Raw genomic sequence first — 20,432 nt, 5'->3', positions numbered from 1 at the left:
CTGATATTATTATCTATACTATTAGCATTTGAAGGGTTAGGGGATGATAAGGGTATATTTATGGCATAGGGTTTAAACCTTCCCATTTTACCTTCCAACTACCATCCTTTGGAAAGCCAGGATTGTTGCCTTTGGAACCGGTAAAGCCGGCGCACATCATAGCTACAGCTGACAGAATTCCGCCGTTGCCGGGTAAATAAATGGTTAAGCGTTTGTCTTGATAATTATGGCCGTTGGGTAAATAGGTGTTGGTTGTTTGCTTCATGAACAGGGCATCAATGGCGCGATTGGGCTTGTTTAAACGGGCGGCGGTCATGGCTACCATAGGGAAATCCCAACCCCAGGTATGGTCCCAGTGCCAAACTTTCCAAACTGTATCAAAGGTTTTGTTCATGATGGCCGGGCTTAGGTTGTGGCTGGCCGGAATGGTACTGAAGGCTGCGAGCACGGCTGGGTGATCGATGGTGAATTTGCTTTCGGGCGAGTAGGAGTCAAGCGTGCTTTCGGTGGCCAAATATACGCCTTCATTTTGGGGCAGGGAGGCCAGTTTAGCTAATACTTCATCCCATTCTTTTTTGCGGGGCATACCTAATCGGGTTCGCCATTCCTGGGCAACATTTAGCGCCCAATCCCAGTAAGCCAGCTCGTAGGTGGGGTTAAAAGTGTTAAGCGGGTCGAAACATTCCTGCGCAGGGATCAGGCCTTTGCCTAAGTTATAGCGGTCCTGCTGTTTGTCATAAGCCGGGTAAGAGGCCATAAAATCAGCGGTGGCAAAAAGTAAATCTTTGTACTTGTCCAACACCTTTTTATCTTTCCGATTCCGGTAAACGAGCTCAGCCAGGTAAATAAAATGAGGCTGCTGCCAAACTAGGAACGCACCTACTGAGGAAGGCGCTTCGCGGCCATCGTGGTCAACCATTTTCTGCCACCGGAGGCCTTCGTAGCCTTGCCTTTTGGCTAGGGCTTTAGCTTCTTTTTCGGCTCTAAAATACCAATCCAGGCTTTTCTCCAGCAGCTCGGTGCGGTTCCAGAGGGCAAAGTGGGCGGCGTGCCACCAGAACATTTCCAAATGGGGTTTGCCGTACCAGCTGTTGTAGGTTAAACCTGTTTCCTGGGGCGGGTAATTGCCGGCGCATTGCACCCGGGTTAAATATTGCGATAACACCACACGCCGCTCCAGTTCTTTGGCCCGAGGGTCGGTGCTGCCGGCAAAATCCACGGCACCACCCGATTGCCAGAATTTTTTCCAGGCAGTTTGGCTATTGGTTTGGGTAGATGTAAAATCAGGGACAATTTTTTCTTTTGCCTCCGGCGTAAACAACACACTGAAGCTGAAACTTTCAATTTTGGTGTCAGGGGTCAAGGTAAAATAATGTGGCCCTTTTTCTTTTAGCTCCGCATTACCTTGCCATTGACTTACCAGGTAATAGGTGGTCGTATCAAGCGCATGTTTAATAATGGCGCCGGTATTTACTTTTTCCGAAATAATAGATTGGTGTTTATCGGGGGAAGCATAATTATTGCCGACGTCTTTGAAAGCTCCATTAGGGTAGGGCAGGCGCATTTTAATTTTCAGTCGGCCTTGCCGGATTAAAGGCGAGGTAATTTTTGCCGCAATGGCATCTTTATCGGCGTGACCGTAGGTAATTACTTCAACCGGTACGCCTTCCACCTGGAAGTGGCTCATTATTTGTCCCTTCCACAAATTTAATTCCTGCTTACTATTTTTAACGTCTTTAATTTTAATTAATGAGCCATCTTCTTTTGTTATTTCCAGGCCAATATTGCCTAATTGCAGGCGGTGTTGGTTAATCCGGAAATAATCGGCAGCATCCTTTTTTCTTTTGGGTTCTTTTACCTGCACCGAATACGAAACCTTTTTACCGTTCAGGTTATAATCCTGAAGCGTCTCCTCGAACTTATAATTTTCAGTGTTCAGCCAACTATGCCAGCCCCACTCGGATTGTGTGCCCAAAGCAACCCCGCCCTGGTAATTTTCCGGAAAAGTTTGCAAACCCGTTACATCGGCGGTAAATGCAAACCGGCCATTACCAACCGTTAAAGAAGCTAAAGAATCAACCTTAGTAATTTTGATATGGTGCCGGGCGACTACCGCCTGACGATCTATTTTGCTTTGACCATGCGCGTTATTAAAAATATTGAGGCACAGCAATAAAATTAGTAAGGCAGGCTTCATGGGTTTTATTTTATTTTTTATGTTAAATATTTAAATGGTTAATATAAAATCTTAACAGTAGGAGATCCCTCTACTAAGAAGTTTTTTAAATAAGTATATCTGATAATCAACGTGCTTAAAGGGCCTTGTTGCAGCAATTGCAAATAATATTATTGTTGGCTTAATTTTCAATATTTATTAACTGCTAACATAAGATAAACACTCCTCCACCATGTTTTTACTACCGATAAAAATAGGAGTGCGCTGATGCAAACTGGTCGGATGAATATCGAGGATTTTTCCGGAGCCACTTTCGGCTTTGCCGCCAGCCATCTCGGTAATGTAACCAAATGGGTTGCACTCGTACATCAGGCGCAATTTTCCTTTGGGATTATCCGTGGTGAGGGGGTACATAAAAATGCCGCCCTTTATGAGAGTACGGTGTAAATCGGCTACCATGCTGCCGGTAAACCGTTGGGTTAAAGGGCCGCCATCGGCTTTAGTTTTGTTTTGCAGCAAATCAATATATTTCTGTACACCTTGATCGTACTGCCGGTAATAGCCGCCGTTTACCGAAAATATTTTTCCATCTGCCGGGCATTGAATATCAGGATGGCTTAAGCAATATTCTCCGATAGGAGGGTCTAAGGTAAAGCCGTTTACACCCAGACGGGTAGCATAAACCAGCATCGTAGACGACCCATAAACAATGTAGCCGGCGGCAATTTGCTGACTGCCAGGCTGTAGAAAATCTTCTATTGTGCAGGGCTTGCCCAATTCGGTTACCCGCCGGAAAATACTGAAAATGGTGCCGATGGAAATATTCGTATCAATGTTGCTGCTGCCATCTAGCGGATCGAACAGGACCACGTATTTACTTTTATTGCTTAGTTCATCGTCGAAGATTTGGATATTTTCTTCTTCTTCGCTGCAAATACCGGCACAGCTCATGCCGTTTTTTAAAACGTAAATCAATTGGTTGTTGGCAAAGTCATCCAGCTTTTTTACTTCTTCGCCCTGCACATTTTTCACGCCCATATCGCCTAGAATGTCCTGCAAACCGGCTTTATTTACTTCTACATTTATTCTTTTGGAGGCCAGGCCAATATCGCGCAGAAGCCGGCTTAATTCTCCAGTTCCGCCCGGCACCATTCTTAATTGCTGTATCGTAAATTCATCCAGACTCATGTACTTGGTTTGCATAACGCTTAGTTTTTGTATTTAATAATTTGATATTATTTTTTATAAAAATTATCGGAGAAAAATTTGATCAGCATGGTATAAAATGGCAGTCATCTTAATTTTTCGGCCATAGCCTTAATCAAAATTTAAAACGGTCCTTGAAAGCAGTAGTTGAAAGTATAAAACAATATAAGGATTTAATTAGCTCACCCCTGTTAGGTAGTAAGAAACTATTAGCAACCTTCTAAATAGTTTCTTACTGCCTAACAGGGGTGAACACCGTACCTTGTTTAGAGTTAAAATGAAAATCTTTATAAACAAATATTATAAATTAACTATTACGAAGGACAATTGCTAACTAGGCAATTAGTTAAATCTTGGCAAATGCCTTCTTAATAACCTTCGTTTTGCGCGATAGCCGGATTTTGCTGCCGCACGATTTCGGGAATCGGTAAAACTAATTTTGCCGGTGTTACAGCTTTGCCTTTAGCGGTTAGCACCGGCAGAGCCCGGTCAGTTCTTTTTAAATCGAACCACCGGTGGAATTCCAGCGCCAGTTCTACCCGTCTTTCGTGTTCGATGGCTAAATCCAGGGTAGGGTATTTATTCGAAGGGTAACCGGCAGTGCCAAAAGCAGGTAATCCGGCACGGGTGCGTACCTGGTTCAGGTAAGACGCATTACCAGTAGCTTCGGCTAACATGAGTAGTACATCGGCGTAGCGCAGCACCATAAAATTATTATTGCTCAACTCCCGGCCGCCTACTACCTGGGCGGTGCGGTCCATCCATTTTATCGGGAATTTTATCGGAATAAAAGTGCCTACTTTGTTGGTGTAGCCGGTAGAGATAGAAGCGTCGCGCCGCGGATCACCGGGTTCATATTCGTTGTACAAATCGTCGGTTACCTGGTTCATTCCCCCACCAAACTGGGTTAGCACAAAATTTTCGGTAGGGGCAAAGGCTGTCCAGTAGTTGCTATAAGGATTACCGGCGCCACCTTTGTACTGAATTTCGAAGATGGATTCCTTTGTGTTTTTATTCGTTACAACCCACAAGGAAGCGTAGCTGGGCAATAAATCGTACTGTTTGCTGTTAACTACTTCCTGCAATATTTGGGCTGCCGCCGTCTTGTTTTTCTGAGAAAGGTAAACTTTGCCTAATAATGTTTGGGCAGCGCCTTTAGAAGCTTTGCCGGGAGCAGTTACGGCTGAGGCCAATGGTAGTTTTTCTGCAGCATACTGCAAATCTTCGGTAATAAGCTTGTACACATCCGCTGCCGGCGACCGCAAAACTGCATAGCTTTCTTCGGAGCTGAGTGGTTTGGTCACCAGCGGAATATCGCCCCATAACCTTACCATGTTAAAGTAATACAAGCCGCGTAAAAAACGCATCTGGGCTTTTACCTGCTCTTTGTAAGCTTCGTCTACGCTGGCGGTTTCTATTTTATCCAGCACAATATTTATGCTGAACAAAGACTTGTAGTTTTCCTGCCAAAACCGATAAACTTCTACATTGGAGGTCCGGAGCGAATAATCTTTGAAAGCCCAGCGGTCAGCTTGAATACCCGCCACATTATAAAGCGTGGCATTATCGCTTAACTGTTCGGTATAGGAAACGCTGCTTTCGGGTGCATAAACCGTATACAGCGTAGCATAAGCGGCATTGGCAGCTAGATCGAAATCTTCGCGGGTTTTGTAAAAATTATTAGCGTTGGAGTTAGAGATAGGGGCAAGGTCCAGGAAATCTTCCTTGCAGCCAAAAGCCATTACCGAAAGGCAGCCAATAGCAATTATTCTTTTTATCTTATTCATTTTTCAGCTCTTTATAAATTATTAAAATTCAAAGCGGGCACCAAGGGTTACAATGCGCGGTACCGGGTAAGAACCATAGTCGACGCCCAGCATGGTTCCGGAAGGAATACCGGAAGCAGAAGTAGCGGTTGGTGAATAAGTGGTAGCGGGATAAGTAGTATTTTCCGGATCGTAGTTCAGGTATTTGCTGAATAAATGCACGTTCTCGGCGTTCAGGAATATCCGCGCTGATTTAACCGGCAAACGGGTCAGCAGATTGGAAGGCAGGGCGTAAGACACCCGTACGTTTTTAATCCGTACGAAAGAGCCGTCTTCTACCCAGTAGCTGGAGAATTTCTCTTGTAAGCCTCTTGGCGCTACGGTTGGTTTAAAGTGTTTGCCGTCGCCGGGATCACTTTCGGAGCGCCAGTAATTAGCTACTTCGGCGTAAGCATTGCGGCCACCGTTCCAGATACCGTTGTACCGGATTAATTGGTTGGCTACCTCGCCGCCAAAAGAGCCCTGCAGCATAAACGATAACTCCAGACCTTTATAAGAGAAAGTATTGGTTAAGCCCGAAGTAAAATTAGGCTGATAGTTACCAATGGTCGTGCGGTCGGCTTCGGTAATTTTGCCGTCCCCGTTTACATCCCGTACAATCGGGTCGCCGGGGGTAGTAGTTGGGTCGTGCGGCGAAGCATCAATTTCGGCCTGGTTTTTATATACGCCATCGAATACGTAACCATAATAATTAGAGAGCGGCTGACCAACTTCGGTTTTTACAGTTACCACAAAATCGGTGTAAACAATTGGGGCATTACCCGGGCCTAACTGCAATACTTTATTGCGGTTTACCGAAAGGTTAAAATCGGTGGTCCAGTTAAAGTTACCTACCAGATTCCGGGAGTTTAAGCCGAATTCAAAGCCGCGGTTCCGCATTTTACCAATATTGGTCAACTGGGTAGAGAAACCGGTTAAATCGGGCACCGGTACAAACAAAAGCAAATCGTTGGTAGTAGAGCTGTAAACTTCGGCGGTCAGGTTGAGTCGGTTTGAAAGTAAGCCTACATCTACGCCTAAATTTAACTGGGTAGTTTTCTCCCATTTTAAATCCTGGTTGGCAATATTGGTTACGTTTAAGCCATTGGCTAAATTATTGCCGTACACGTAATTCTGGTTGCCTAATAAACCAATCGGGCCGTAGTTCGGAATCTGGTTGTTTCCGGCTACGCCGTAGCTGGCGCGTAATTTTAAGTTGTTAATTAGCGTTACATTTTTCAGGAAGTTTTCGTCGGAAACCAACCAACCGGCTGATACCGATGGGAAGTAACCCCATTTGGTGTTAGTACCAAAACGCGAGCTACCATCGCGGCGGATAGTACCAGTTAAAAAATACCTATCCAGGAAATTGTAGTTAACCCGCGCCAGGTACGAGAGCATCGACCATTCGGAGGCCAGCGAAGTTCCGCCGTTAACCGTACCGGCATTCAGGGTTTGTACCAAATCGTTCGGGAAATTACCGGCCGTTACCGAAGAATATTCGTCACGTTGTTTTTGAGCGGTATAACCTACCAGGGCCGTTACGCCGTGGCTACCAAAGTGCCGGTCGTAGGTTAAGGTATTTTCAGTTAGCCAGTTCAGCATAAAGCTGTTGTTCACGTCGCCCCGCGCGGCCAAAGCCGAGGAGTACCCGAATTTCATGTCTTTGTTCTGGTAAGCATTATAACGGGTGTTATATAAATTACCGTTGATGCTGGTGCGGAATTTCAGGTCTTTGATAATATTGTATTCGAGGTAAGCCGTACCCATTGTATTAAAAGATTTGTTTTGCTTGGCTATTTCGCGGGTAAGCGAGTACGGGTGCCACAACTGCAAGTCGGTGTAAGTAGCAAAACGGTACCAGGTAGAGTTCGGGTCTTTAAAGCCTAAATTGCCTAATTCGTTGTAAACCGGGAAAATCGGGTCGCTTTGTACGCCCAAACTTACCACGTCGCTTTTGCCTTGTGTACCATCGGTGCGGTCGTAAATGCCCGTAAAAGCCAGGTTAGCGCCAATGGCAATTTTCTCCGATATGGTTTGCTTAATATTGGTCCGGAGCGATAAGCGTTTGTAATAGTTGCGGTCCAGTACGGCTTCTTGATCGAGGTAAGCGCCCGAAAACAAGAACTGGGTTTTATCGGTGCCGCCCGAAACGGAGAGTTGGGTATTGTGCGAAGGCGCGGTGCGGTACATTACATCCTGCCAATCGGTGCCTTTGCCAAATTGCTGCGGATTGGTAACAAAATCTTCGGGAATCCGGAATTGCGTGGGGCGTACACTGTTCGGATCGCTGGCTAAGCGACCCGGGCCAGAGGCGGTCCAGGCATTATTATGTGCATCTACATAATAGTTTACAAATTGCTGCGCATCCATTAAATCTATTTTGCGGGTTACTTCCTGCTGGCCAAATTCGTAGCTGGCGTTAATGGAAGTTTTACCAACTTTACCCAACTTGGTAGTAATAATTACCACCCCGTTCGCACCCCGCGATCCGTAAATAGCCGCCGAAGAAGCATCTTTCAGCACCTCCACCGACTCAATATCCTGTGGGTTAATATTATTCAGGTTGAAGTTTTCCATGGGCAAGCCATCTACCACGTACAGCGGGTTGGTGCCAGCCGTAATGGAGCTGATACCCCGGATGCGGATAATGGGCGATTGTCCCGGTGCGCCCTGGGCCTGGGTAATATTTACACCGGGTAATTCGCCGGCCAAAGCTTGGGTTACGTTACTGAAAGATCGGTCTTTAAACTTATCGTAACCCACCGAAGCTACGGAACCAGTTACGGCTCTTTTGGTTTGGGTACCGTAACCAATTACCACTACTTCGGACAAAGCTTTGGCATCCGGCAGCATGGCTACATCTACGGTAGTGCGGTTGCCTACCGCTACTTCCTGCGAGGTAAAACCAATAAAAGAGAATACCAGCGTAGCATTATCCGGCACATTTAACTGGTAATTGCCGTCGGTGTTGGTAATGGTGCCGTTGGTGGTGCCTTTCACCAGCACGCTTACGCCCGGCAAAGCGCCGCCTTCTTCTTTAGACGTTACCTTCCCCGAAATAGCTCTTCCTTGGGCAAAAGCAAAATCAACGCTTAGCAAGGTAAAGAAGAACAGGGTGGTTGTTAGCCGTAAAAGTTTGTTTTTCATGTGTTTGGGTTTGTGTAAGTTTAATATTTGGTGGAAGCAGGTAAGCAATGGGTAGTGCTGTTAATAAAAAAAAGCATTACCCATTCGGGGAAGAAAATTATCTAAAATCTTCAGGAACTTGGGTTTATTAGCTTGATATACTAATAAATAGAAAATTTATTCCTGAAAAAGAAAATTTATTTACAAGTATAGAGAAAATAAACGAAAAAAAAAGAAGTTAAAAGAAAAAAAATAACTCTTTTGTTAGGTGAGTTCTATAATTTCTTTTTAGAATCTATTATTAGGCAGGTAGAGAATGTATCGCCCCTTTCATTGCCAGGGTGCTTTAGCCTCGGGTTTTTGGTAACGCCTGACTGAAGTCAGGGGCAATTCAAGGTTAGGCGATTGAAAAAAAATCTAACTAACAGAACTAATGAAATTATTGCAAAACGAAATTTTAATGATGTAACTTTAAAGTATTAGTCTGATTTAGTCTGATTAAGATTACAGGTAAACAGCTAAATATTAAGAGAAGAAGTTCGTCGGGTATTATTTCAGCCAGGCAAATCTTTTGGCCCAGTCCTGCAGAAATGCTTCCCGGAAACGGCCTATGGTGAGGGCACCCTGGCTGGTACCCATAAATAGAGCAGGGTCGGGGTTGTCGCTCCACCACTTGTTAAGCGGCGCAATATCATCGGCGTGTTTCTGGCCGGGCCAGGGGCCAATGCTGGTAAACTGGCCCTTTTGCCCGTTTATGGCTGCTACCGGACTGCTAATTACATAGCTCCATTCGCCCACCTTTTTCGGAACAAAGCGGGCGCGGTACTTGCCGTTCCCTTCGTAATAACCTTCGAATTTTTGGTTTTCTGTTTCCAGCCACAATACGGGCTTGTCGTGCGCAGATCTCTGGTCCGGACCTTGCATTACCCATTCAACCACCGCATACACGGGCACCTGGTCGGCTAGCGTGGTTTGACGATTATAAATGCGGCGGGAACTGTGTTTTAATGGTACAAAACTGCCGCCCCAATTTGGATTAGCCGGTTTTTCAGGGTCGCCTTGCAGCAGGTAAGTTACCGTAGGGCTATCGCCCATTTTAAGGGAGCCTTTATAATAATTACCAAAGTCCTTGCCCATGGCGCCGTTACCCCGAATAAATTTTTCGTAAAAAGCTTCATTCCCCAAATCGCCTTCCTGGTTATTATCGAGAAACCAACCGCTGTAAGTTGAGTTGGCTTCTATCATCCAAAGGTTCGGAAAGTTCTGAGCCACGTACTGGTAAGCGTCGGCGCTCCATTTTTTATTTGGCCCAGCTATAAAGTAAACCCGCAGCTTATCTGTAATATCCGGGGCATCGTGTAAAGCCTGCGCTAAATCATCGATGCCGCCCCACACCAAAACCCACAACGGCTGAGAACTTTTGCGCCGGGCACATTCTATAATCCAACGAGATCCTTCACTCGGTTTACTCCAGCCTTTGCCAGGTGCCCGGTCTAAGGCTCCTTGTTTAGTTACCGCCCGTAATTCGTCGGCCGAAGGAAAGTCTTTTGTATGGGCTTTAAGTTTTGGATAATCTTGCTCGTACAAGTCCAGGATTTGCAGAATGTGTTTTTTGCGGCCTTCTCCGTACGGCGAGGAAATCAAGCCTTCGGTTTGGAACTTGTCCGCATACATCAGATAATGAATCAAAGACTGAAAATCATCCGGATCGGTGCCGCCAATATCGGTGCTAACGATAACCCGGGGTTTAGCGGCAGAAGTAGGAAAATAAATTGCCACCAACAAAAGAAAGGCAACAGCTTTTAAAACAAGATCCAGGGTTTTCATCTTTTCGAATTTTTTATAAATCCTGCTTTTTTGTAAATAATTATTCGATAATTAAGTAAATTTTACTAATAAATAATAAAATCATATTTTATATAAGACAATAATAATAAAATTTTAGAAAGTAAAAATTATTATTCGAAAATAATTTATTGTCTAAATCTTAAATATTATATAAAATATTGACTTTAGGTAATTAATTCGAAAAAAATAGAAAATAAACGTAAATGTTAATCTTTTTTATTTATATTTGAGGCGTTGGTTTAAAGCTTTTCGTTTGTTATGGTTTGTTTACTTTTGTCTTGATATTTATATATTAGATAAAAAATAACCGCTAAATTTTTGAAAGCCTATGATGGCGAAACAACGACGAGAAAAAATTCTGGAATTATTAAAAGAAGATGGTTCCGCGAAAGTAAATAATCTGGCCAAAATCTTTAAAGTAACCGAAGTGACTATCCGGCAGGACCTTGAGAAACTGGAGAAAGGTGGTTTGGTGGTGCGGGAACATGGTGGTGGCTTCTTAAAAGATATGGAAAACCAGGTGCGGGCTATTTCGCTGGTACACCAGGATAACCTGGATAAAAAAGAATTGATTGCCAAAAAGTGCTTAGAATTTATCCACAGCGGCGATACCATTATTCTGGATTCGGGTTCGACCACTACCGAGATTGCAAAGCAGATAAAAGGCATAAAGGACTTAACCGTAATTACCAACGCTTTAAATATTGCTTTGCTGTTGGGAGCCCAACCGGGAATTGAAGTTGTAATGACCGGCGGCGAATTTAAGCCCCCTACTTTATCGCTGACGGGCCAGAAAGCCGCTGATTTTTTTGAAGGGTTAAACGTGCAGAAATTATTCCTGGCTACGGCGGGTATATCGCTCAAAGCCGGCCTGACTTACCCGAGCATCAGCGATTTGGTAGTAAAAAAAGCCATGATTGAGGCAGCCGAAACTACTTACCTGGTTGCCGATTCAACTAAAATTGGCAAGAGTGCCTTTGCGAGCCTCGGTGCGCTTTCGCTCATTAATTATATAGTTACCGATACGGGCATTACCGATGAGCATAAAAATTTGTTTCGGGAGCACGATATTGAATTAATAATAGCAGATTAAAAAATTATCCTTCGCACAAATACAGGAGCAAACACATAGTATGAGCATTAGTTTAGGTGTCATTATTGGTAATCGTGATTTTTTTCCGGACAGATTGGTAGCAGAAGCCCGCGTTGAAATTATCGAAACGCTGCAAAAGTTAAATATCCGGCCGATTTTGTTGGATGCGTTAGATTCAAAATTAGGTGGGGTGGAAACTTTTCACGAAGCGCAGAAATGTGCCCGCCTGTTTAAACAGCACGCCGATGAAATTGCCGGGGTGCTAGTGGTGCTGCCCAATTTCGGCGACGAAAAAGGCGTAGCCGAAACGCTGAAAATGGCCGGCCTGAACGTGCCCGTTTTAATACAAGCTTACCCCGATGATTTAGATAAACTGGATGTGGCCCGCCGGCGCGATGCCTGGTGCGGCAAAATATCGGTTTGCAACAACTTATACCAATACGGCATTAAATATTCCCTTACCACCAAACACGTGGTGCGCCTGAACGACCTAACCTTTACGCAGGACCTACTCAACTTTGTGGCGGTTTGCCGGGTGGTAAAAGGTTTGCGCAACGTACGAATAGGGGCAGTAGGTGCTCGTCCGGGCGCTTTTAATACCGTGCGTTACAGCGAAAAAATATTGCAACGCCATGGCATTTCGGTTACTACCGTGGATTTATCCGAAATATTAGGCCATGCCAATCGCCTGACGAAAGACGATAGCATTGTAAAAGAACGGCTGGATAAAATTAAAGCTTATACTTCTACGGGCCTTACACCACCCGATGCCCTAATACAAATTGCGAAACTGGACGCGGTACTGGCGAACTTTATGGAAGAACACGCCCTGGATGCCACGGCTATTCAGTGCTGGACTTCGCTGCAGAAAAACTACGGCTGCAATGTGTGTACCAGCATGAGCATGATGAGCGAAAACATGCTGCCCAGTGCCTGCGAAGTAGACGTTACCGGCACCCTCAGTATGTACGCCATGCAACTGGCCTCCGGCTCGCCGAGTGCTTTGGTTGACTGGAATAATAATTACGCCGACGACGAAGAAAAATGCGTGCTGTTTCATTGCGGCAACTGGGCCAAATCTTTCCTGCCCGATATTCAAATCAGTAATGCGCCTATTCTGGGCACAACGGTAGGCGTGGAAAATACCTACGGCGCTTTGGATGGCCGGACCCCGGCTATGCCGCTTACCTATGGCCGCATCAGTACCGACGATACCAAAGGCATTATTAAAGCCTACGTAGGTGAAGGCATGCTAACCGACGACGATTTAAAAACCTTCGGCAACCGGGCGGTAGCCAAAATAGATAACCTGCAGGGTTTGATGCAATACGTTTGCCGCAACGGGTTTGAACATCACGTGGTAATGAATGCCTCTAAAACCGCCGACATTTTAAAAGAAGCTTTAGAAAATTACATGGGTTGGGAAGTTTATCAGCACACTAACTGATTTTTTCCGGATTGCCTTTTAATTAATATCGTAAATGACGCCAAAAGAACTAGCCTTAAAATCCATCGGGTACCGGAAAAATATTCTTAAATATATCTACGGGGCCAATGCCGGCCATACCGGCGGTAGCTTATCCTGTATCGATATTCTGAATGTGCTGTACAATCACACCCTAAACGTAGGTCCGGATAATTTTAAATCGCCGGACCGCGACCGGTACATCCAAAGCAAAGGTCATTGTGTAGAGGCTTTGTTTGTGGTACTGGCGGATAAAGGTTTTTTCCCGGAGTCAGATTTGGAAACCTTGTGCCGGTACAAGTCGCATTACATTGGTCACCCTACGCGCAAAGTAAACGGAGTAGAACAAAATACCGGCGCTTTGGGCCACGGTTTGCCCATCAGTGTGGGTACAGCGCTAGCCGCCAAAATGGATAAAAAAGCTTACCGGGTATTTACCCTGTTGGGCGACGGCGAATTGCCGGAAGGCTCGAACTGGGAGGCCGCGCTTACGGCTGCTCACTACAAATTGGATAACCTCACGGCCATCATCGACCACAACAAATTACAAATTACCGGCCGGACCAGTGATGTTTGCAATACCGACCCAATTGACCAGAAATTCGAAAGCTTTGGGTGGGCCGTGCGCCACGTAGACGGCCACAACTTTAAAATGCTGCAGGAAACCCTGGACGAATTGCCTTTTACGGAGGACAAACCCAGTTTAATTATTGCGCATACGGTAAAAGGCAAGGGCATCAGCTACATGGAAGATGAGCTCAAATGGCATCACGGTGTTCCGAACAAGCAGCAATTTGCCCAAGCTATTGAGGAATTAGACAATGCAGTAGCGGCTCTCTAAAAAAACAAGTCGTGTCGGGTTAAACAGCTTTCCATAGTAAATATTTAGGTTCAATAACCATCTAATTATGGCTGGCATTTAGCGTGGTCAACAGCCAAAAGTAAAACTTTTATAACGATTAAAGAGTGGGAGCAATTATTGATAACGTTTTAGTAAGCGATAAAGCCAACCTGGAGGTTTTTTCCGGCACGCTGCAAAACCTCGCAGAACTCGATAGAGATATTGTGGTGGTCACCAGCGATTCGCGGGGTTCCGGTAAGTTAGGGCCGTTCGGTCAGAAATATCCGGCGCAAATAGTAGAAATTGGCATAGCCGAACAAAACCTGGTGGGCGTAGCCGCCGGATTGGCCTCGGCAGGCAAAAAGGTATTTGCCGTTTCCCCGGCTTGTTTCCTAACGGCTCGGGCTTTAGAGCAAATCAAAAACGATGTCGCTTATTCCGATAACCCGGTTAAATTAATCGGTATTAGTGCCGGCGTGAGCTACGGCGCCTTAGGCTCCACACACCACAGCCTCCACGATTTTGCGGTTTTGCGCGCTGTAAATAATATTACCGTAGTGGCTCCCGCCGATAATTTCGAAACCGAACAAGCTATTGCCCAGGCCGCTACTAGCAATCATCCGTTTTATTTAAGGTTCGGCAAAAAAGTAATGCCAGCCCTACCAGCTGATATTGATAATTCTTTCAATTTTGGTAAAGGGCGGATTATTCGGGAAGGAAAAGATTTAACTATTATCGGCACCGGCGAAACGGTGTACCCAGCCTGGCAGGCGGCCGAAAAGCTGGAGCAGGATTATAATATTCAAGCCATGGTTATTAGTATGCACACCATCAAGCCGCTCGATTACGAGTTGCTGGCCCGGGTAGCTGCTAATGGAAATCCCATTATTACGGTAGAAGAACACAGTGTTTACGGCGGTTTGGGCGAAGCCTGCGCATCCTTCCTATTGCAGCATAACTACCACAATCCTTTTAAAATTATGGGCATCCCGGATGAGTATACGGTTACCGGTTCCCAAAACGAAATATTCAACCATTACGGCCTGTCCGAAAGTGGTATTGCCGATACCGCTTTGAAAATATTAAAGCAAAAGCATTAATCCTTTCCAAATATTAGTCCTATGAAATTTCTAGTCAGCACCTTTTTTCTTCTGATTGCTCTTTTCCCGGTTCTTACCAAAGCGCAGGGAACGGATAAGAAACTCAGGGTGCTGGTTTTAACCGATATCGAAAATGAACCGGATGATGCGCAATCGATGGTTCGTTTCCTCACTTACTCCAACCAGTGGGATATTGAGGGGCTGGTTGCTACTACCTCCGTGCACCAGAAAGACCGGGTTGCCCCGGAACGGATTAAAGAAATTGTGGCAGCTTACGGTCAGGTTCGGAAAAATTTATTATTGCACGAAAAAGGCTTCCCCGAAGCAGCTTATTTAAACAGCATTATTAAAAAAGGATATGCGGGTTACGGCATGGGGGCTGTGGGCCAAGGGAAAGATTCGGAAGGCTCGGAGCTGATAATTGCGGCAGTAGATAAAAAAGATGATCGGCCTATTTGGATACCTATTTGGGGTGGCGCTAACTGTCTGGCCCAGGCCCTCTGGAAAGTGAAAATGACCCGCACCCCCGCCGAAGTAGAACAGTTTGTCTCGAAGCTCCGGGTGTATACCATTTCGGATCAGGATGACACCGGCCCCTGGCTCCGCAAAACCTTCCCTAATTTGTTTTTTGTGGCTAGTCCGGGGTATCATGCGGCCGGGGCTTACCATTATGCTACCTGGAGCGGCATTAGCGGCGATAAATTTCACGGTCGTTTTGTGGGTGCCGATTTCAGTATCGTAGATAATCCCTGGTTAGATGAAAACATCCGCAAAAATCACGGACCGCTGGGCGCCCAGCATCCTTTTACCAAGTTTCTGATGGAAGGTGACACGCCGTCTTTTCTGGGTCTAATAAGCAATGGCCTGAGTAACCCGGAGCACCCGGATTACGGTAGTTGGGGCGGCCGTTACGAATATTATTTGCCCCGCACGCAAAAATGGTTTTACGAACCCGAAACCCGGCCTTTATGGACCGACGCGGTAGATGAAGTATTAGGCGTAGACGGTAACTACCATACCAGCAACAAGGCTACCATCTGGCGCTGGCGCGAAGCTTACCAAAACGATTTTGCCGCCCGCATCGACTGGACCGTAAAACCTTACAAAGAAGCCAATCATCCGCCCAAAGCAGTGCTGGCGCATGCTAACGAACGAAAAGCCAAAAGCGGCGAAACCGTTAATTTAAGCGCCCTTGGTTCTTCCGATCCGGATAAAAATACCTTAACTTATAACTGGATTTTTTACGGCGAAGCCGGGACCTACAAAGCCAAAGATGCCTTAGCCATCAAAGATAATAAGAGCCAGCAGGCCTCTTTCGTGGCTCCAAAAGTTACCCAACCCGATACGCTGCACATTATACTGGCAGTAACCGATAACGGTAAACCAGCGCTAACCCGTTACCAGCGGGTAATTGTGACGGTGTTTCCCTGATTAATTTTAAGCGGAAAATATGAGAAATAAATTAACCATCCTGCTTTCGTTGTTACTCACCCTTTTGGTGGTGGGAAGCTGTGGTAAGAAAAATGGGGGCGATGAGCCGAAGAAAATAGCCGTTATTATTTCTACCCTAAATAATCCTTGGTTTGTGGTACTGGCCGAAACCGCCGCCGAAAAAGCGCGCGCTTTGGGCTACGAAGCTAAAATATTCGACTCCCAGAATAACACCGCTTTAGAAACCGACCATTTCGAGAATGCCATTGCCTCCGGTTTTAGCGCCGTATTATTTAACCCTACCGATGCCGATGGTTCTATTGTAAATGTGCTGAAAGCGAAAGAAGCCGGGGTGCCGGTTTTTTGCATGGACCGGGAAGTAAATTCGCCGGAAGCCGCCACTTCTCAAATCTTATCGGATAGTTATTCGGGTTGCGTAACCATTGGGAAGTATTTTGTGCAGCAAATGAATAAAAAGGGCAAATACGTGGAGCTGTTGGGGCTGGTAGGCGATAACAATACCTGGGCCCGCTCCAAAGGATTTCACAGTGTGGTAGATAATTACCCCGACCTGAAAATGGTAGCCCAGCAAAGCGCCGACTTCGACCGGAACAAAGCGATGGAAGTGCTGGAATCTATTTTGCAGGCCAACCCCGATATTACTGCGGTTTTTTGCGGCAACGATGCCATGGCTATGGGCGCTTACCAGGCCCTGGTAGCGGCCGGACTGGCGAACAAAGTTAAAGTTTTTGGTTTCGACGGGGCCCAGGATGTAGTAGGTTCTATTAAGGAAGGAAAAATTGTGGCTACCGGTATGCAATACCCGAAAGTAATGGCCCAGACCGCTGCCACCTTTGCCGATGAATATTTTAAAGGCAAACGGGATTTCCCGAAAAAGATGCCGGTGGCTGTGGAAATGGTTAACCAGCAAAATGTTTCGGATTACCTGGAAGTAGCCAAAAACTAAGAGCTATGCAAAAGAAAGTAATAAAATATACCGTTGCTCTTATCCTGCTCCTGGTTGTTGGCTATAACTCGGTTTACATCAAAAAGCTAAGCGAGGTAAAAGCCGCTTCTACTGTCGGTAAATTTGATGCAGCCGCTTATGCCCAAACTTTCTGGAAAGAAAAACTAACCCCCGGCTTAACCAAAGCCAACAATCTGCCGGAACTGCTGACGCTGCTTAAATCCGAAAAAGAGAACGCTTTCAAAAATTATTCCCATGCTTTGGGCATCGGCAACCTGCGATACTTTTTAATAAAAGGCGAAGGGAAAATAACAGCTATTAATGAAAACGATATTTCTGTGACACTGCTTCCGGATTCGGTAGGCAAGGATGTGAAAATAGCCACCGAGTTTGTTTACGGCAATGCGGTACGGGATGCCCTGGGGATTTTGAGTATCAACGACTTCAGCAATACCATGGATATGAATAATGTTTCGGCCGAACTGAATAAGAAAATCCGCACCGAAATAATACCGCCGTTCCGGGCCCAGGCTAAAAAAGGCGACGTGGTAGCGTTTACCGGGGCTATTGAGTTAAACCAGGCCCACCTGCGGCTAGACGAGATTGAAGTTATTCCGGTTTCGCTAAAACTGGTGCGGGATTAAATTTATGGTGCTGCTAAAATAATTCAAATACAACGAAATGGCGCCTGAATAAAGGGATGGTAAAAGACAAATGAATATTTATGATTAGCTAGAATACCAAACAGACTAAAGCCACCACCACTACTTAAAATCACCACAAAAAAATTGTTAGTAGCAGAAAATATAACCAAAAAATTTTCGGGCGTGGTTGCGCTGGAAAACGTGTGCCTGGAAATTGAGGCGGGTAAGGTGACGGCCCTGATCGGCGAAAACGGCGCGGGTAAATCTACCCTGATGAAAATTTTGTCGGGAGTTTATCCGGATTACGAAGGCCGTATTTTGTTCCGGGGCCAGTTGGTTAATTTTGCTAATCCGCGTGAAGCGCAACGTTCCGGAATTGCCATTATTCACCAGGAGCTAAACTTGGTGCCGTATTTAAGTATCACCGAAAATATATTCCTGGGTCGCGAAATTATTACCAACTGGGGTACCCTTAACCAAAAGGAAATGCGGCGCCGGACCCAATTGCTGCTGCATAAATTAAAGCTGGAAGTAGCGCCCGACACGCTGGTTGGTGAGTTGAAAGTAGGGCAGCAGCAGGTGGTGGAAATTGCCAAAGCCTTATTGGACGAATCGGAGGTCATCATTATGGATGAACCCACCTCGGCCATTAGCGATAGCGAGGTAGAGGTTTTGTTTGGTATTATCGAGGACCTCAAACGCGAAAATAAAGCCATTGTTTATGTGTCGCATAAACTGGATGAGCTGTTCCGGATTGCGGACAGGTTTGTGGTACTACGTGACGGCCGGTGCATTGAAGCCGGCGAAATGAAGGATGTTTGCCAGGAACGACTTATCCAAAAAATGGTAGGTCGCGAAATTATTATCAGCCGCAAGAAAACAAACAACAACCAGGGAAAGGAACTGCTTACCCTGGAGAATATTTGTTTAAAGCACCCGGTCCGGAAAGACCAGAACCTGCTAAAAACAATTTCTTTTACGCTGCACCGAGGCGAAATATTGGGACTTTTTGGGTTAATGGGAGCCGGACGAACCGAATTGCTGGAAACTGTTTTTGGCTTGCACCCCAAACTTTCCAGCGGCCAGCTAACTATCTGCCAACAGCCGGTAAAGCTAAAATCGCCAGGCGAGGCCATCAAAGCCGGCTTGGCCCTGGTACCGGAAGACCGGAAAAAAGACGGATTAGTATTAGGTCTGGACGTGCAAACCAATATTTGCCTGACTACCCTGGCGGATTTAGAAGACGCGGGATTTTTAAATAATCGCAAAGAATTACACCTATCAGAGAAATATATCCGCGAGTTAAAAATCAAAACCTCATCGGAGAAACAAACGGCCGGTAACTTGAGCGGTGGCAATCAGCAAAAAATTGTGCTGGCCAAATGGCTGGCTACTAAACCCCAGATTTTATTACTCGACGAACCTACCCGCGGCATTGATATTAACGCCAAAAGCGAAATCTATAAGCTAATCCAGGAGTTAGCCGATGCCGGCCTGGGCATTATTGTGGTTTCTTCGGAATTGCCCGAAATATTATCGGTTTCGGACCGCATTCTGGTGATGGCCGAAGGCCGTTTGACCGCCGAATTCGCGATAGAAGAGGCTACTGAAGATGGCATTTTGAAAGCGGCCATTCCCAACACTATTTAACTAAGCCACCACTATGAGCCCTAAAGTTTTTGTAAAAGAGGAAAAAGCCCAGGTCCAGACCCCATCCCTAAAGGCTTCAGCCTTATCTAGTTCGTACAGCCAATACCTCGTAAAGTTTCAGTCTTTAATTGCCCTCTTTATTTTATGCCTGATTATTAGTCTGCTATCGGATAAGTTTTTGACCGTGGCAAACGGCTGGAATGTGATGCGGCAAATCTCCGTAAATATTTGTATTTCGGTTGGCATGACCTTGGTGGTACTCACGGCTGGTATCGATTTATCGGTGGGATCGGTATTGGCGCTTTGCGGGGCTATTACCGCAGGCTTACTAAAGTTTGGGATTGAGTTGCCGTCGCAGGATTTATTTATTGGCTTTACTTTGCTAGGGGCGGTGATGGCCGGAATGCTGACGGGTACTTTGCTGGGCACTTTTAACGGCTGGACCATTACCCGGTTTAAGGTTCCGCCTTTTGTGGCAACTTTGGCCGTGCTCACCATTGCCCGGGGTTTAACCATGTTGTATACAAAAGGCTTTCCAATCTCGGGACTAGGAGCTGATTTTGCTTACATCGGTACTGGTTGGTTGTTGGGTATTCCGGTTCCGGTCTGGATTTCCGGCGTAATTGTGGTGATGGCTGTTATTTTAACGAACAAAACCCGGTTGGGCCGCTACATATACGCCATTGGGGGCAACGAAAGTGCCGCCCGCCTTTCGGGTATTAACATAAACAAAGTAAAAACTACGGTGTACGCCATAGCCGGCGGCTTAGCAGCTATAGGGGGCATTATTGTTACTTCCCGCCTCGATTCGGCCCAACCCAACGCTGGTATTAGTTATGAGTTAGATGCGATTGCGGCGGTGGTAATCGGCGGCACGTCTTTGTCGGGTGGCCGGGGCAGTATTCTGGGTACGGTGCAAGGAGCCATTATCATCGGGGTCCTGAATAATGGGCTGGTGCTGTTAAACGTTTCGCCGTTCTGGCAGCAGGTAGTTAAAGGCCTAGTTATTTTACTGGCGGTAATTATCGATAAAGCCAATTCTAAATCAGAATAATTACTGCTTAATCCTTCTGAAAT

14 protein-coding genes are annotated in these 20,432 nt (G+C 45.8%); 9 read left to right on the top strand and 5 right to left on the bottom strand.

Translation table 11 applies throughout. The annotated features are described in order from the left end of the window. Positions 1–58: 58 nt before the first annotated feature. From AAE02nite_RS10440 to AAE02nite_RS10420, 5 genes are all read right to left on the bottom strand, one after another. A complete protein-coding gene (locus tag AAE02nite_RS10440; RefSeq protein WP_146897673.1) occupies positions 59–2,197 on the bottom strand; it encodes a hypothetical protein in 2,139 nt (712 codons plus the stop codon). A 177-nt stretch (positions 2,198–2,374) separates the two neighbouring features. After that, positions 2,375–3,379 carry a class 1 fructose-bisphosphatase gene (fbp, locus tag AAE02nite_RS10435; RefSeq protein WP_146897672.1) on the bottom strand — a complete coding sequence of 335 codons (1,005 nt, stop codon included), beginning with the start codon at positions 3,377–3,379 and terminating at the stop codon, positions 2,375–2,377. A gap of 371 nt (positions 3,380–3,750) precedes the next feature. Then, positions 3,751–5,169, bottom strand: coding sequence for a RagB/SusD family nutrient uptake outer membrane protein (locus tag AAE02nite_RS10430; protein WP_146897671.1), 1,419 nt, complete (start codon positions 5,167–5,169; stop codon positions 3,751–3,753). A gap of 21 nt (positions 5,170–5,190) precedes the next feature. Continuing rightward, positions 5,191–8,337, bottom strand: coding sequence for a SusC/RagA family TonB-linked outer membrane protein (locus AAE02nite_RS10425; RefSeq protein ID WP_146897670.1), 3,147 nt, complete (start codon positions 8,335–8,337; stop codon positions 5,191–5,193). 528 nt (positions 8,338–8,865) lie between these two features. Then, positions 8,866–10,143: a nucleoside hydrolase-like domain-containing protein gene (locus AAE02nite_RS10420; RefSeq protein WP_146897669.1), complete on the bottom strand. Its 1,278-nt coding sequence runs from the start codon at positions 10,141–10,143 to the stop codon at positions 8,866–8,868. 349 nt (positions 10,144–10,492) lie between these two features. On the opposite strand from AAE02nite_RS10420, the gene AAE02nite_RS10415 reads away from it, so the two are divergent. The 9 genes from AAE02nite_RS10415 (at position 10,493) to AAE02nite_RS10375 (ending at position 20,409) form a co-directional block, all read left to right on the top strand. Further along, positions 10,493–11,257 carry a DeoR/GlpR family DNA-binding transcription regulator gene (locus AAE02nite_RS10415; protein ID WP_146897668.1) on the top strand — a complete coding sequence of 255 codons (765 nt, stop codon included), beginning with the start codon at positions 10,493–10,495 and terminating at the stop codon, positions 11,255–11,257. Between the two features lie 40 nt (positions 11,258–11,297). Continuing rightward, positions 11,298–12,704: an L-fucose/L-arabinose isomerase family protein gene (locus tag AAE02nite_RS10410; protein ID WP_146897667.1), complete on the top strand. Its 1,407-nt coding sequence runs from the start codon at positions 11,298–11,300 to the stop codon at positions 12,702–12,704. Positions 12,705–12,738: 34 nt separating this feature from the next. Next, complete coding sequence (locus AAE02nite_RS10405; protein WP_146897666.1) at positions 12,739–13,563, top strand: transketolase; 825 nt, start codon at positions 12,739–12,741, stop codon at positions 13,561–13,563. 125 nt (positions 13,564–13,688) lie between these two features. Beyond that, positions 13,689–14,663, top strand: a complete 975-nt coding sequence (locus tag AAE02nite_RS10400) for a transketolase family protein (protein ID WP_146897665.1) — start codon at positions 13,689–13,691, stop codon at positions 14,661–14,663. Between the two features lie 21 nt (positions 14,664–14,684). Then, entirely contained in the window at positions 14,685–16,094 is a 1,410-nt protein-coding gene (locus AAE02nite_RS10395) for a DUF1593 domain-containing protein (RefSeq protein WP_146897664.1), read from the top strand. A 19-nt stretch (positions 16,095–16,113) separates the two neighbouring features. Further along, on the top strand, positions 16,114–17,061 hold the full coding sequence (locus tag AAE02nite_RS10390; protein ID WP_146897663.1) for a D-ribose ABC transporter substrate-binding protein: 948 nt from the start codon (positions 16,114–16,116) through the stop codon (positions 17,059–17,061). Positions 17,062–17,066: 5 nt separating this feature from the next. Then, complete coding sequence (locus AAE02nite_RS10385) at positions 17,067–17,705, top strand: DUF2291 domain-containing protein (RefSeq protein WP_146897662.1); 639 nt, start codon at positions 17,067–17,069, stop codon at positions 17,703–17,705. Between the two features lie 144 nt (positions 17,706–17,849). Next, positions 17,850–19,355, top strand: coding sequence for a sugar ABC transporter ATP-binding protein (locus tag AAE02nite_RS10380; RefSeq protein WP_146897661.1), 1,506 nt, complete (start codon positions 17,850–17,852; stop codon positions 19,353–19,355). Positions 19,356–19,368: 13 nt separating this feature from the next. Next, complete coding sequence (locus tag AAE02nite_RS10375; protein ID WP_146897660.1) at positions 19,369–20,409, top strand: ABC transporter permease; 1,041 nt, start codon at positions 19,369–19,371, stop codon at positions 20,407–20,409. The last annotated feature ends 23 nt before the right edge of the window (positions 20,410–20,432 follow it).

Origin of the sequence: Adhaeribacter aerolatus, from assembly GCF_007991635.1 — a bacterium.
In the GTDB taxonomy this organism is placed as follows: domain Bacteria; phylum Bacteroidota; class Bacteroidia; order Cytophagales; family Hymenobacteraceae; genus Adhaeribacter; species Adhaeribacter aerolatus.
This window is presented reverse-complemented; position numbering and strand designations above follow the sequence as displayed.

Coding starts and splice junctions, on each gene's coding strand:
- AAE02nite_RS10425 (WP_146897670.1), bottom strand. CDS start 8,337: ATGAAAAACAAACTTTTACGGCTAACAACCACCCTGTTCTTCTTTACC.
- AAE02nite_RS10390 (WP_146897663.1), top strand. CDS start 16,114: ATGAGAAATAAATTAACCATCCTGCTTTCGTTGTTACTCACCCTTTTG.
- AAE02nite_RS10385 (WP_146897662.1), top strand. CDS start 17,067: ATGCAAAAGAAAGTAATAAAATATACCGTTGCTCTTATCCTGCTCCTG.
- AAE02nite_RS10430 (WP_146897671.1), bottom strand. CDS start 5,169: ATGAATAAGATAAAAAGAATAATTGCTATTGGCTGCCTTTCGGTAATG.
- AAE02nite_RS10405 (WP_146897666.1), top strand. CDS start 12,739: ATGACGCCAAAAGAACTAGCCTTAAAATCCATCGGGTACCGGAAAAAT.
- AAE02nite_RS10420 (WP_146897669.1), bottom strand. CDS start 10,143: ATGAAAACCCTGGATCTTGTTTTAAAAGCTGTTGCCTTTCTTTTGTTG.
- AAE02nite_RS10395 (WP_146897664.1), top strand. CDS start 14,685: ATGAAATTTCTAGTCAGCACCTTTTTTCTTCTGATTGCTCTTTTCCCG.
- AAE02nite_RS10375 (WP_146897660.1), top strand. CDS start 19,369: ATGAGCCCTAAAGTTTTTGTAAAAGAGGAAAAAGCCCAGGTCCAGACC.
- AAE02nite_RS10410 (WP_146897667.1), top strand. CDS start 11,298: ATGAGCATTAGTTTAGGTGTCATTATTGGTAATCGTGATTTTTTTCCG.
- AAE02nite_RS10440 (WP_146897673.1), bottom strand. CDS start 2,197: ATGAAGCCTGCCTTACTAATTTTATTGCTGTGCCTCAATATTTTTAAT.
- AAE02nite_RS10415 (WP_146897668.1), top strand. CDS start 10,493: ATGATGGCGAAACAACGACGAGAAAAAATTCTGGAATTATTAAAAGAA.
- fbp (WP_146897672.1), bottom strand. CDS start 3,379: ATGCAAACCAAGTACATGAGTCTGGATGAATTTACGATACAGCAATTA.